Source organism: Kribbella orskensis (genome assembly GCF_004342085.1).
In the GTDB taxonomy this organism is placed as follows: domain Bacteria; phylum Actinomycetota; class Actinomycetes; order Propionibacteriales; family Kribbellaceae; genus Kribbella; species Kribbella orskensis.
Genome location: NZ_SLWM01000040.1, coordinates 25,418 through 38,189 on the forward strand (window position 1 = coordinate 25,418; position 12,772 = coordinate 38,189).

Below are 12,772 nucleotides of genomic sequence, written 5' to 3' on the forward strand. Positions count from 1 at the left end.
ACTACCGCGCCAGGCGGGCGTCGATCTTCGAAGCGGCGTCGGAGAGTAACTTGTCGATGTCCGCGTCCTTCTTGGTCAGCACCTGCTGCACGACCGGGTCGAGCAGCGCGTAGACCTCTTGTCCCTTGTTCGACGGCTCCGGCAGCAGCTTGAGCGTCTTGGTCGACTCGACGTAGCCCTTGAACTGTTCGACCGGCACGTTGTTGTAGGGCTCGCGCCACTTGTTGTACTGGTCATAGGTCTCCTGGCTCAGCGGCGTGACGCCCGGCCGTCCGACGAAGCCCTTGTCCGCGATCGCGTCCTTGGCGTTCTGGATCGCCACTGTCTGGTCGGTGTACTTGTCGAACTCCTGCGACTTGATCCACTTCAGCGCGGCGACGATCTCGTTCTTGCTCGACTTCGGGTTGATCATCTTGATCGAGCCACCGGTCAGCGTGCCGAACGGTCCGCCGTCCTGCGGCAGCGCGCCTTCGCCGAAGTCGGCCGGCTTCATGCCGAAGTTCTTCACGCACATGTCGTAGGCGTCCGGTGCCTGCATGATCATGCCGATCTTGCCGGCGGCGAAGTCCTGCCGGGCCTCTTCCTGGTTGTAGAGGAAGTTGGTGCCCATCGTGTTGTCGGTCCAGCGCATGTCCTTCAGCAACTGCAGCGCCTTCTTGGCCGGCGCGTCGTTGAAGGTGCTCTTCTTGCCGTCGTCACTCTGGACGGTGCCGCCCATGCTGTAGGTCATCGTGGTGAGCATCCAGCCACCGGTGTTGTCCTTGGTCAGCTGCGCGTACCCGGCCTTGCCGGTCTTCTCGGTGATCTGCTTCGCGTACTGCCGGACCTCGTCCCAGTTGGTCGGCGGCTTGTCCGGGTCCAGGCCGGCCTGCTTGAACAACGCCCGGTTGTAGGCGAGTCCGACGGAGAATGCCTCGAACGGCACGCCGTAGATCCGGCCCTTGTCGTCAGAGACCAGCTTGAGTGTCTCGGGGTTGAGATCCTTGGTCAGGTCGACCAGCTTCAGCTCGTCGGTGATGTCGGGCAGCTGCTTGTTCGGGATCATGTTCAGCGGCTCGGTGAAGCTGATGCTCATCACCGTCGGCAACGAGCCGCCGGCCACCTGGGCCTGGAAGGTCTGCGCGTCCCACTCCGTCTCGGTCGACTTCACCGTGATGTTCGGGTGCGCGTCCGTGAACTTCTTCACGTTGCGGTCGAACGTGGCGACGTCGGCCGGCTTGTCCGGCTTCGGCCGGTTCCCGACCGTGATCGTGACCGGAGCGTTCTCGTCGACCGATTCACCAGTGGTCGCCGCGGGGGTGCTTCCGTCCGCGCAGGCTGCCGCAGTCAGCAACGCGGCTGCCGAGGTCAGGGCCACGACCAGCCTTGCCGTTCTCGTCATCGGAACTCCTCAGGTTTCCGCCCCCCACCAGTGGGCGGTTCAGGGGTGTGGTCTGGGCCACAGAGGCCCAATTTCCGAGTAAGTTAAACCATGCGTGTTACTTTATCAATGGCGAGTTCGGTCACGGTTCGAACACCTCTCAAGTCCGCTCGCCGCCGCGGGGAAACCGTTCGCCGCGGCGGCTGCCCGCGCTCTCGGCGCCTACCGGTCGAGCGCGCCCATCGGCATGTACTTCGGGGTCTGCGGGTCGCTGAGGAAGTCCGCGAGCAACTGGCTCACCAGCCCCGGCTTCTCGATCGGGAGCGTGTGCGACGTGCCCGGGACGACGGCCAGCTGGGCGTCGGGAATCGCCTTCGCCACGGCCACGCTGTGCTCGATCCGGACCCCTTCGTCATCGCCCCGCATCACCAGCACCTGCATCACCAGCACCGGCATCGTCAGCGCCTTCAGGTCGGCCAAGTCGAGGTCGGGCATCGTCAGCCACATCTGCGCCCACCTGTCGAACACGGCCTGGAAGTGCTCCTCGTCCGGGTCAGAGGGTACGTAATGTCGAAAAGGCGGCTCGGGGGTACGACGTACCGGGTGACAACGAACGCTCTGAGCAGGAGGAAGCATGGCCGACGCGGTAGTGCACTTCGAGATCATCGGTAGCGACCCGGCCGGGTTGAGGAGCTACTACGGCGAGCTGTTCGGGTGGGAGTACAGCACCGACGACGCGGTGACCGAGGCGGTGTCGGAGCCCGGCAACTACGGGTTCGTCGACGGCTCTGCCACGGGTGATGGCAACGGGTTGAACGGTGGCGTCGGCGGCGGCAAGAACCACTCGCCCAAGGCGCTCTTCTACGTCGGCGTGCCCAACGTCGAGGAGGCGCTCCAGAAGGCGGAGTCCCTGGGCGGAACTCGCCTGATGGGTCCCGAAGGCGTCCCGGGCAAGCTGATCGTCGGGCAGTTCACCGACCCCGAAGGCAACCTCGTCGGCGTCGCCGGCCCCGCCTGAATCACCAAGCGAGGCCGGAGAAGTCAAGAAGTCCCGGGCGCCCGCGGCGGGCGGCCTTCGACCCTGATCGAAAGGTCAGTGACCCTGATCGAAAGGTCAGTCCTTGCCGGTGGCGATCGGCCGCGACGGGTCGGTGATCCACTCGGACCACGAGCCGACATAGACGGGCGCCTGGACCCCGGCGATCGCGAGCGCGAGCGCCTCGTGCGCGGCGGTCACCCCGGACCCGCAGTACACGGCGGTCTCGCCCTCGACGGAGACGCCGAGTCCGGCGAAGCGTTCGCGGAGTACCTCGGCGGGGAGGAAGTGGCCGGTGCCATCGACGTTCGCGGTGGTCGGGGCGTTGACCGCGCCCGGGATGTGTCCGGCGACCTCGTCCATCGGCTCCACCTCGCCGGCGAACCGCTCCGGCGCCCGGGCATCCAGCAGTACGCCGGACTCCGCTACCGCGGCGGCACCTTCCGCGTCGAGCATCGGGATGTGTCCGGGCGACGCGACGAAGGACCCCTTGCCCTCCGAAGGAACCGCGGTGGTCACCTCTCCCCCGGCTTCCTGCCATCCTGCGAGACCGCCGTCGAGCACCCGTACGTCGCTGAGGCCGAAGTACCGGAAGATCCACCAGGCACGAGCCGCCGCCGTCGAGTTCGCCCCGTCGTACACGACCACACGGGTGTCGGCGTCGACCCCGGCCCGGCGCAGCGCCGCCTCGACAACGCTTGCCTCAGGCAACGGGTGGCGACCACCGGCACCGGGCGGACCGGCGAGCTCTGCGTCCAGGTCGACGAAGTACGCCCCGGGCAGGTGGCCGGCCTCGTACGCGTCGCGGCCGGGCGGGCCGGCCAGGTTCCAGGTGACGTCGAAGAGAACGGGGCGGCCGACGGCCGACCGCAACTCGTCTGCCAGGGAGTCGGCAGAGATCAGCGGGTTCATACGGCGCCTCCGAACGGGAGTACCTCGGGTGACAGGGTGGCGCGGGCACGCGCGGCGGTCAGGCGGCGCCGGTGGTGGCGTCGGCAGAGCACCTCGTACGCGACGTGGGCCGCGTTGGTGACCATGTCGCCGACGACCAGCTGCTCGCCTTCGGTGACCATCTCGCCGCCCACGGTCCGGGCGTTATGGGTGGCGCGTTCGCCGCACCAGCACAGTGCCTCGACCTGGAGCAGTTCCATCCGGTCGGCCAGCTCGACCAGCCGGGCCGAACCGGGGAACATCCGGGCGCGGAAGTCGGTCAGGATGCCGAAGCAGAAGACATCGATCTGCAACTCGTCCACCAGCCGCGCCAACTGCTCGACCTGCTCGGCCTGGTAGAACTGCGCCTCGTCGCAGACGACGTAGTCGATCCGGCCGCCCTGGGTGAGCTCGTCGACCACGTACTGCCAGAAGTCGAAGTCCGGCTTGACCTCGATCGCCTCCGCCTCGAGGCCGAGCCGCGACGACAGCGTCGACTCGCCGGCCCTGTCGTTGCTGGTGAAGATCCTGCCCAGTCGGCCGCGGGCCGCGTGGTTGTGATCCATCTGCAGCGCCAGCGTGGACTTGCCGCAGTCCATGGTCCCGGTGAAGTAGAGCAGGTCAGCCACTGGTTACCTTTGCCCAAACGCACGTGAGAGGAAAGGGGGCCGGATGACCTCCCGCAGGGCCGCAAGACTACCTGCTGCACCGTCAGGGACTGCATCGGTGTACGTCTGTCTGAGCAAGCTGGCCGGTGACGAAAACCTCTCCAAAGAGGGCATGTCGCGTACGCCCACGCGAAGGCGGCCGAGCTCGCGTCATCGATGAGCACGTGGACGATGGATTGACCGGCGCACTCCGCAACCGGCCTGAGTTCATCGCCTGGTTGGACGACGCCCGCGAGTGCCGCGCCTCCACTCTCATCGCCTGGCACGTGGACCGGATGACGAGAGAAGGGGTGAACGTCGCCGCCGCGATTCTGGATGTCGCCGAAGGCAAGGACCCGGAAACGGGCAAAGCTCATCCGGCACCCAACCCGTCTTGTCGACTGCCAAGGGCCTGGACTCCGAAGGAGACGAGGCGGCGTTCAGATTCCGGTTCGTCATCGCCGCGGAGGTGGCAAGGGCAGAGCGAGCACGGATGAGTGATCGGCAGCGTGCCGCGAAGGCCCGCCTCCGAGCGGCTCCTAGCCCCCCGCGGGTGTCGCGCAGGGATCCGCTACCGCGCCCGGATGACGACCGGGTGGTCCCAGTCGCTATTGTCAATGACGAGGCTTGCCCGTTGCGCGGGACGGCAGGTATCGAAGTAGATCTGCTGAGCGCGCACGTATCGCCTCATGCTCGGGTGCTCTGGATCGGCATCGGTGCCGTCGCGGGCAGCCATGCGTTCTGCGGTCACCGAGAACGGCACATCGAGGAACACCGACAGGTCCCAGCAGTCGCACAACTCGTCGCGATGCAGAAACAGCCCGTCGAGCACGAGCACGGCTCCCACACCTGCTACCTGCCACGGCTCATCGAGCAGTCGATCGGTGACCAGGTCGTGCACTGCGGTGCGATAGCGGCGCGATCCGCCGGCGCCGAGCGGGTCGAGCAGGTCGCTGCGCAACCGGTCGTAGTCGAACGAGTCGAGCCAGAAGCCGGTCGGCGACGCGCGGCCGCGACGGTAACGTTCCACACGAGGCCGGTGGAAGTTGTCGACTGATGCACGCACGACCAGCCAACCGGCGGCACGAAGAACCTCAGCGAGCTGATCGGCGAACACCGACTTGCCTGCGCCATCAACCCCGTCGACGGCGACGCGAACGGGTGCACACGCCGCCGGCGGCACAGCATCGGCGACACGCCTCAGCACCTCGGCACGCTGACGAGAGTTCTGATACATCGGGTTCTAGCCTCCACGCACGTCATCGACGGTCACGCACGCAGTCTTCCGCATTGTCAGCACCACACCACGCCCAGGACTCAGCCCAGTGGCGAGTCGCGTTGCTTGGTGCAGAGAAGCGATTGACGCGCACGTCGCGAAGTCGTTCCTCGACACCTACGGAGATCAGCCCGAGTACGCAGCACGTGCGACGGTGACGGGAGGCGCCGCTGTGGAGGCGGAGCCACGGGCGCACCTCCTGCCAAGTCTTCCCGCCGTTCGACGACACCGGGGGGACACGGAGCGGTGGACAGGGCTGTGATCGGAGTTGGGGTCGGTGCTGGGGAACGTCGGCTTTTGTTCTGGACCTCCTGCGGGTTCTACTTGATCGTGCGCAAAGCCCTGATCTCCTTCGCTCTCACACTCAGCCTGCTGCTGACGGCCGCCGCGCTGCCGTCCGTGGCGGCACCGATGCGGAGCGAGGCCGGCCTGCGCGCGTACTTCGTCATCACCGCCCCGAAGCAGACCGGCGCCGTGGTCGGAGCCGTCGGTACGAACGACGGCTCGGTGTACGCCGCGTACGACGCGATCGGCGTGCTGGTGGTGCACTCGGCCAACCCGGAGTTCGCCACCGAGATGCGCACGGTGAACGGGGTCCAGAAGGTCGGCGCGACGCGGACCTCGGACCTCCCGGCGGCCGTCGCGAACCCGGCGATCCCGCCGGCCCTGAACGAGGTCCCCGGCACCACCCCGGAGGTCCCCCGCCCGGACATGACCGCGATCGGAGCGGACAAGGCCTGGGAAGTGAACCCGGGCTCCAAGTCGATCACCGTCGGCGTGCTCGACACCGGGGTCGACGACCAGCACCCCGACCTGAAGGCGAACTTCGACGCGGCCAAGTCGGCATCCTGCGCCTACGGCAAGGTGGACGCGCGCCCGGGCTCCTGGCGGCCGGTTAACGAGCACGGCACCCACGTCGCCGGGACGATCGCCGCCGCCAGGGACGGCAAGGGCATGACCGGTGTCGCGCCGGGGGTGAAGGTCTCATCGATCCGGGTGGCGGAGGAGGGCAGCACCTTGTTCTTCCCGGAGAACACGGTCTGCGCCTTCGTCTTCGCCGCCGACAAGGGCGTCTCGGTCACGAACAACAGCTACTACACCGACCCGTGGATGTTCGTCTGCCCGAACGATCCCGACCAGGACGCGATCCTGGAAGCGGTCCGGCGCTCGGTCGCCTACGCGGACTCCAAGGGCGTCGTGAACGTGTCGGCCGCAGGCAACGAGGACTACGACCTCGCCGCGAAGTCGCTCGACGAGAGCAGTCCCAACGACTCGGAGCCGGCCATGCGGCAGGTCACCAACGACTGCCTCAACCTCCCGGGCGAGCTGCCGAACGTGGTCGAGGTGGCCTCGGTCAACCCGTCGACCAGCCTCAAGTCGAACTTCTCGAACTACGGCTCGAACAAGATCACGCTGGCCGCGCCCGGCGAGAACGTCTACTCGACCATCCCGGGCGGCGGCTACCAGACCCTGCAGGGTACGTCGATGGCCTCGCCGCATGTGGCGGGTGTCGCCGCACTGGTCCGTAGTGCGAATCCGAATCTGACAGCTGAGGAGGTCCGCGCCCGGCTGGCCGCGCAGGCGAACGACCTGCCGTGTCCTGTCGCCTCGGGTGGCGAGTGCACGGGCTCCGACGCGAACAACTCGTACTACGGCGAGGGGCTCGTCGACGCGGCCGAGGCGGTCGGCGCCGCCGGCCAGGCTCCACGGGTGGGAGTCAGCATCACCAAGCCGTCGGACCAGCTGGGATTCGGCAGCCTTCCGGCGATCCCCTTGCTGATCAAGGGCCTGAGCAGCACCGGCGAGATCAGCTACACCGCGACCGGGTTGCCGCCCGGCCTGACCATAGATCACGAGCGTGGCTGGATCACCGGCGTACTGACTCCTGGGGCAGGTCGCTACAAGGTGACCGTGACCGCGCGGGACGCCGAGGCCAAGACCGCGCAGACCAGCTTCTTCTGGAACGTCTGGAGCTTCTGAGAGCTAGCCCGCGTCGACGAGCAGCGGGATCACCATCTCGTCGTCGGTGAGGGAGCCGTGCAGGCCGATCAGCCCGGCCTCCTGCGGATACCGCCGTGAGGCCACGAGCGCGACAGGGCCCAGCGAGGCGACGATGACGTCACCGAGCCGCGGCGCGACCCGCTCCTCGACCGGCCCGAACCACCCACGGGCGACGGCGTCGTCACGGCTCACCACCAGCCCCTTGTCGCCCAGCCGCTCGCGGTACGTTGCCAGTACGTCGTCCGCGGCGCCGTCCACGCAGTACAGGTGACGGAACCGGGACTCGCCACCGATCAACTGCAGACCGTCCGTGAGCGCGGGCTCCGAATCGAGGTCGATCCGGTTCTCCGGCGCCACATCGATCATGCCGTGATCGGCGACCACCACGAGCACGGCGTCCCGCGGCAGAGCGGAGCGGACCTTGGATGCGAAGGCGTCAGCAGCGGCCAACTCCTTGCGCCACTGCCAGGACTCACTCCCCTGCCCGTGACCGGTGTAGTCGAGCTGCGAGTCGTACACGTAGACCAGTGACGACTTGCCCTCGCGACTCGCGAACCTGGTGGCGTCGAGGCGATCCTCCACGGTGTCCGCGCCGCGATGGGCGCTTCCACGGAAGGCGGCCGCTGTGAGTCCCGAGGTGTCGAAGCGGGCCTTGCTGACGTTGCGGGTGGCAACACCGGCCGCGGCTACCCGCTCGAACACGGTCTGGTGTGGCTGCCATTTCCGCGGATCGACCGGAGAATCCCAGGCGAGTGCGTTCAGCAAGGCGCCTGTCTCCGGCACGATCGAGGTGTAGCCGACGATCCCGTGCGCCCCCGGCGGAAGCCCGGTGCCCAGGCTGCTCAGACTCGCCGCGGTGGTCGACGGCACGCCCGCTGTCAGGCTCCTCCCGGACAGCGAGGACAGGTAAGGCGCGAGCTCCGCGTTGCGGCGCAGGAGATTCCACCCGAGCCCGTCGAGCAGCAGTACGGCGTACCGGGGTGCTGGTGGGAGGCCGAGCAGGTTCAGCTCGTCGGGGACTGACAGGGCGCCGGCGACCGACGGCAGCACGTCCGCGAGTGACCCGCCGCCATAAGCAGGCAGGACCGGGGTCGGGTCGGACATCGGGCCCTACCCGCTGGTCGCGAAGGACAGCGCTGCCGCGAAGTCGAGCACCTGCTGGATGCCTGCGGGGCCGTCAGCGGCGGCACTGATCCGCAAGGAGATGTCGTCGGCGGCGACAGATCCGGTGTAGCCGTGGTCGGCCTCGCAGTTGGGGTCGGCGCAGACCGCCGGCTCGAGGTCGATCCGGTTCACCATGCCCCAGCCGATGGTCAGCACGACCTCGCCGCCGGCCGCGGGGTCGGCCTTGCCGCCGGAGGCCTTCGAGGCGTAGCCGGCCGGGTTCGGCACGACGCGGTTCACCACCACGGCGTTCACCCGGTTGAGCGGGATCGCCTCGGTCGAGGTGGACGCGTAGGGCGCCCGGATCAGGTCGTCCGCGGCGTGCTCGTCGGTGTGCCCGACGATCAGCCGGGTCGGGGTCAGCGCCAGGATGGTGATGTGGCGCCGCACCTCGTCGCGGTCGAACGTCGGCTCGTGCTGCAGCACGAACGCCCGGATCGGTTCCTTGGCGACGGCGATCGCGAGCGAGTCCGTCACGACATCTGGGTAGTAGCCGCACCGGTCGATCGCGTCGCGTAGTTCGGACGAGGCATCCACGAGCTCCGGGACCGGCGCATTCAGGTCACGCATGACCTCATCCTTGCATGCGCCGGGCCCGGAGCCCGATCGGTGCTGTGGGTAACTACCCGACGCTGGCCTTCCGGAGTACTGGTGCGCCCGCGGCGCCGGCCACCGCGACCAGCACCAGGCCGACAACGACCTGGCCGAGGAGCAGGATCACGCCGGAGCTGCCCTGGGTGATGACCTGTCCGCCGCTCAGCGCCAATCCGCACAGTGCGCCGAACCCGACCACCGGGAGTCCGACAGCCACCACCGGTACGACGGCCGCGAGCCGGGCGGAGCGCTCGATCACCTGCAGTGGCACGCCGGATCTGCGCAGCGCCTTCGCTGGAGCCGCCTGGTCGAGGGCGGTTCCTACGGCGCCTGCAGCGGTGGAGGCCGCACCTGTCACGAAGACCAGGCCGAGCAGCAGAGCAACGCCGAGACGCATGTCCTGGAAGACACCCGCATCTTGCTTGTCCCGCTCGGCGTCCGTCAGAGGTACCTGGCTCGGGACCACGTCGTACAGGACGGTCCTGAGCCTCTCGCGCTCGGTGGTCGAGACGGAGATGTTCACGGTCTGGTCGCCCGTCGTGACCTCGCCCTTGAACCCGGCCTCGGAGAGCCGCTTCCTCGCGTCCTCGGCGACGACCGCCGTCTGACCCTGGTTCGTGAAGAGCTGGAAGGAGACGTCCTTGCCGTCCTGGGAGAGTCCGTACGGCATGAAGAGCGCGAGAAAGCCGGTGACGAAGCCGCTCAGCACCAACGCGGCCACCGGCCGGAACGCGCCCTTGGGGTCGTCCGCGAGTCGCCTGCCGGCCAGGAGAACCACCGGGCCCTTCGCAGTACGGGCCAGGAACTTGCCGACAACTTGCACCGCCCACGGGCCGACCACTCGGACTGCGAGGGCGGCCATGCCGATGCCGATCACCAGAGGCAGTACTGCGCCGCCGGTGCCGAGCACTGCGAGCATGATCGGGCCGATCACCAGCAGACCGAGCCGGAGCGCGCTGGTGGACTTCCTGGTCTGGCCGCGGACGACGCCGAGTGGGGTGATGCTGACCCGGCCGAGCCCGATCAGCGCACTGATCACCGACAGCACCGGTACGGCGACGCGCACGATGAGGGCGACCCACCAGCTCGGCGTCAGGTCGTGCAGGTACCACCGGCCGCCGCCGAGCGGGATCCGTGCGATCAGCGGGCTGAGCACGATGTAGCCGATCAGGCCTGCGATGGCACCGAGGAATCCGAGCACGGCTTGCTCTACCGCACTCAGCCAGAGCACCTGGCTTCTGGTTGCACCGGCAAGTCGCAGTGCGGCCAGGCGATGCTCTCGGCGCTTGGCGGCGACGCCTGCTGCTTGGCCGACCAGGCTCAGGAGGGGGAAGAGGACCAGAGCGATGCCGAAGGCCACCAAGGCGAGCAGCATCGCCATGCGGCTGTCCATGGCGTTGCCGCGCCAGGTGTCGAGGTACCGCGGGTGATCCGACGGGGCGACGCCTGGCGAGTTCTTCGCGACGCCACGGATGACGATCAGCTCGTCCGGCGAGGACAGGCCCGCGTCGGAGATGATCCCGGTCTCGTCTGCGAAGACGGCCTGGGGTTCGCCGACGAGGGCTCGGGCGATGGCGACTCGCTGGGCCTGGCCGCCGGAGAGCTCGCCGGGGCGACGGCTGACCTCGGCGGACAGGCCGACCTGGGCGAGCATGTTCCGGGCCCGGCCGACCGCCTCGCGGCGGGAGACACCGTCCACCATCAACGGCAGCGCCACGTTCTCGTCCGCGGGGACTTCCGCCAGGAGTTGGTTGTCCTGGAAGACGAACCCGAGCCGCCGACGCCGCAGTACGGTCCGGGCCGCGTCGCCGAGTTGGTCGACCCGCTCGCCACCGAGCCAGACCTCACCTTGGTCGGGAGTGAGGATGCCGGCCAGGACGTGGAGCAGCGTGGTCTTGCCGTTGCCGCTGGGGCCCATCACCGCCAGCGCCTCCCCCGCCTGCACGGAGACATCGACCCCGGCGAGCCCCACCACCTCGCCGTAGTACTTGACCAGCGCACGACCACTCAGCACGGTCCCTTGCTGCGGGAAGCCTTGCGGGTTGGGCTGTTGTGGGTGGCCCGGGAGGGGCTGGGTCTGCGGGTGCCGCGGGTGGAACGGCTGGGACTGGGACTGGTTCTGGGGTGCGTGGGGCGAGGGCTGCGTGGTGTGGGGACTCTCGAAGCTCATACCGGAAGGCTTTCGCGGACCGCGTTCTGGAGCGTCGGTCCCTGGACCGGTCTTCCGCGCACCTTTGGTCGCCTTCGGACCAGCCGGTGTAGTCCTCTGGTAGTACGCCTGGTCAGTCGTTCGAGAATGCCGACGGATAGGCGTCCCGATAACTCGGCAGTCTTCCCTCAGGCGTCTCCACCGACTCGGCCGCCAGCACAGCATGCCCAACCGCCCGCGCCAACGTACTCGCCCCCGCCGCGAACACCCCCTCCAACAGCAACAACGCCCCTGGATCAGTCACCCTCAGCGCCGCAGGCACAGCCGGCACAGCGGGCACCTCAGGCACAGAGGTCGCCGCAGCCGCCGCAGGCGCTGACGGCCCGGCTGGGGCAGTGGCGGCGGAGGTCCAAGCCGCCTCAGCCGATACGGGAGCCCGCCCCGCCAGCGCCTCCCCCGCCGGAGCCTCCCCGGCCGGGGCAGTGGCGGCGGAGGCCGAAGCCGCCTCCGATGCGGGAGCCTCCCCCGCCAGAGCTTCCCCGGCCGGAGCCTCCCCCGCCGGGGCCTGCTCAGCCGAGGGCTGGTCCGGTGCGGGACGGGGTTTGGGTGGGGGGTTGCCGGTGGAGAGGGCGAAGATGGTGTCGCCGTCGAGGAGGGTGTGAACTGGGTCGATGGCTCGGGCCAGGCCGTCGTGAGCGACCATCGCCATCCGCTTGACCGCCGCCTTGTCGAGTGGGGCGTCGGTGGCGACCACTGCGATGACCGTGTTCATACCGGGCGCAGAGCCCGGCGGTGCCGGTGGTGGTTCGACCGGGGTGCGGAGTGCGGGGAACTCCCCCGGCAAGCCGTAGCGCTCGGCGTACAGGCGGCCTTGGCTGTCGACGGCCGAACCGACGGCGTTCACGATCACCAGCGCGCCGACCGTCGTACCGTCAGGCAGCCGGACACTCGCCGAGCCGACGCCACCCTTGAGCCCTCCTACTCTGGCTCCGGCCCCTGCTCCGTAGTTGCCCTGAGCAACGGGATCCTTGCTGGCGGCTTCGATCGCCGCGAGCGCCCAGCCGCGGTCCGGGCGTGCTCGGAACGCGCCGCCGCGGCCTAGGTCGAAGATCACCGCGGCCGGGACAATCGGTACCACGTCGTTGTCGCCAGGTCCGACCCGCACGCCTTGCCCGCGGTCCTCGAGCCAGGACATCGTGCCGGCGACCGCGTCGAGGCCGAAGGCGCTGCCACCGGTGAGGACGATGGCGTTCACGCCCGGGTTGGAGTTCACCGGGTCGAGGAGGTCGGTCTCGCGCGTCCCCGGAGCACCGCCGCGCACGTCCACGCCCGCGACCGCCCCGGCCGGGACGTGCACCACCGTCGTACCGGTCAGGTACGGCGTGTCGGTGCGCTCGATCTGGCCGACGAGCACCCCCGGGACGTCGGTGATGGCGTTGTGCGGGCCCGGGACGGGCAGCTCGGTCGTCATGCGTTCTGTCTAGCATCTCCGGAAAATCCGGTTGCCGCCGACATTACGTTGGATGGCATGAACACCGACCTGCTCTGTGGATCACTGGCCGAGCCGTCGAGACTGCGCACGTACTCCGCGGTCGTCCTCGGCGCGCGCAACCCG

The 12,772-nt window shown here is 68.7% G+C and carries 12 protein-coding genes; 3 read left to right on the plus strand and 9 right to left on the minus strand.

Features of this window, described 5'->3' with window-relative positions; genetic code table 11:
* Position 1: 1 nt before the first annotated feature.
* Together EV644_RS42365 and EV644_RS42370 are read right to left on the minus strand one after the other, a co-directional pair.
* Entirely contained in the window at positions 2 to 1,381 is a 1,380-nt protein-coding gene (locus EV644_RS42365) for an ABC transporter substrate-binding protein (RefSeq protein ID WP_132197159.1), read from the minus strand.
* Between the two features lie 201 nt (positions 1,382 to 1,582).
* On the minus strand, positions 1,583 to 1,888 hold the full coding sequence (locus tag EV644_RS42370) for an alpha/beta fold hydrolase (protein ID WP_199240357.1): 306 nt from the start codon (positions 1,886 to 1,888) through the stop codon (positions 1,583 to 1,585).
* A gap of 106 nt (positions 1,889 to 1,994) precedes the next feature.
* Between EV644_RS42370 and EV644_RS42375 the strand changes: the two genes are divergently transcribed.
* Positions 1,995 to 2,378, plus strand: a complete 384-nt coding sequence (locus tag EV644_RS42375) for a VOC family protein (RefSeq protein ID WP_132197157.1) — start codon at positions 1,995 to 1,997, stop codon at positions 2,376 to 2,378.
* A 96-nt stretch (positions 2,379 to 2,474) separates the two neighbouring features.
* On the opposite strand, the gene EV644_RS42380 is transcribed toward EV644_RS42375, so the two are convergent.
* Both EV644_RS42380 and EV644_RS42385 read right to left on the minus strand, forming a co-directional pair.
* The gene (locus EV644_RS42380) at positions 2,475 to 3,308 is read right to left on the minus strand and encodes a sulfurtransferase (protein ID WP_132197155.1); all 834 of its coding nucleotides are present in this window, start codon (positions 3,306 to 3,308) and stop codon (positions 2,475 to 2,477) included.
* A complete protein-coding gene (locus tag EV644_RS42385; protein WP_132197153.1) occupies positions 3,305 to 3,955 on the minus strand; it encodes a thymidine kinase in 651 nt (216 codons plus the stop codon). The genes EV644_RS42380 and EV644_RS42385 overlap by 4 nt, the downstream gene beginning before the upstream one ends.
* A 125-nt stretch (positions 3,956 to 4,080) precedes the next feature.
* Here EV644_RS42385 and EV644_RS48050 point away from each other — a divergent pair, with 125 nt between their 5' ends.
* Positions 4,081 to 4,470, plus strand: a complete 390-nt coding sequence (locus EV644_RS48050) for a recombinase family protein (RefSeq protein ID WP_132197142.1) — start codon at positions 4,081 to 4,083, stop codon at positions 4,468 to 4,470.
* 74 nt (positions 4,471 to 4,544) lie between these two features.
* On the opposite strand, the gene EV644_RS42395 is transcribed toward EV644_RS48050, so the two are convergent.
* Complete coding sequence (locus EV644_RS42395; protein WP_132197140.1) at positions 4,545 to 5,210, minus strand: nucleoside/nucleotide kinase family protein; 666 nt, start codon at positions 5,208 to 5,210, stop codon at positions 4,545 to 4,547.
* 336 nt (positions 5,211 to 5,546) lie between these two features.
* Here EV644_RS42395 and EV644_RS42400 point away from each other — a divergent pair, with 336 nt between their 5' ends.
* Positions 5,547 to 7,229, plus strand: coding sequence for a S8 family peptidase (locus EV644_RS42400; protein ID WP_199240358.1), 1,683 nt, complete (start codon positions 5,547 to 5,549; stop codon positions 7,227 to 7,229).
* 3 nt (positions 7,230 to 7,232) lie between these two features.
* On the opposite strand, the gene EV644_RS42405 is transcribed toward EV644_RS42400, so the two are convergent.
* The 4 genes from EV644_RS42405 to EV644_RS42420 form a co-directional block, all read right to left on the minus strand.
* Complete coding sequence (locus tag EV644_RS42405) at positions 7,233 to 8,354, minus strand: alkaline phosphatase family protein (RefSeq protein ID WP_132197138.1); 1,122 nt, start codon at positions 8,352 to 8,354, stop codon at positions 7,233 to 7,235.
* 6 nt (positions 8,355 to 8,360) lie between these two features.
* On the minus strand, positions 8,361 to 8,984 hold the full coding sequence (locus EV644_RS42410) for a DUF5998 family protein (RefSeq protein WP_132197136.1): 624 nt from the start codon (positions 8,982 to 8,984) through the stop codon (positions 8,361 to 8,363).
* Positions 8,985 to 9,036: 52 nt separating this feature from the next.
* Positions 9,037 to 11,178, minus strand: coding sequence for an ATP-binding cassette domain-containing protein (locus EV644_RS42415; RefSeq protein ID WP_241999423.1), 2,142 nt, complete (start codon positions 11,176 to 11,178; stop codon positions 9,037 to 9,039).
* A gap of 112 nt (positions 11,179 to 11,290) precedes the next feature.
* Positions 11,291 to 12,628 carry a P1 family peptidase gene (locus EV644_RS42420; RefSeq protein WP_132197134.1) on the minus strand — a complete coding sequence of 446 codons (1,338 nt, stop codon included), beginning with the start codon at positions 12,626 to 12,628 and terminating at the stop codon, positions 11,291 to 11,293.
* Between the last annotated feature and the right edge of the window lie 144 nt (positions 12,629 to 12,772).

Coding starts and splice junctions, on each gene's coding strand:
- EV644_RS42365 (WP_132197159.1), bottom strand. CDS start 1,381: ATGACGAGAACGGCAAGGCTGGTCGTGGCCCTGACCTCGGCAGCCGCG.
- EV644_RS42375 (WP_132197157.1), top strand. CDS start 1,995: ATGGCCGACGCGGTAGTGCACTTCGAGATCATCGGTAGCGACCCGGCC.
- EV644_RS42380 (WP_132197155.1), bottom strand. CDS start 3,308: ATGAACCCGCTGATCTCTGCCGACTCCCTGGCAGACGAGTTGCGGTCG.
- EV644_RS42395 (WP_132197140.1), bottom strand. CDS start 5,210: ATGTATCAGAACTCTCGTCAGCGTGCCGAGGTGCTGAGGCGTGTCGCC.
- EV644_RS42405 (WP_132197138.1), bottom strand. CDS start 8,354: ATGTCCGACCCGACCCCGGTCCTGCCTGCTTATGGCGGCGGGTCACTC.
- EV644_RS42410 (WP_132197136.1), bottom strand. CDS start 8,984: ATGCGTGACCTGAATGCGCCGGTCCCGGAGCTCGTGGATGCCTCGTCC.
- EV644_RS42415 (WP_241999423.1), bottom strand. CDS start 11,178: ATGAGCTTCGAGAGTCCCCACACCACGCAGCCCTCGCCCCACGCACCC.
- EV644_RS42420 (WP_132197134.1), bottom strand. CDS start 12,628: ATGACGACCGAGCTGCCCGTCCCGGGCCCGCACAACGCCATCACCGAC.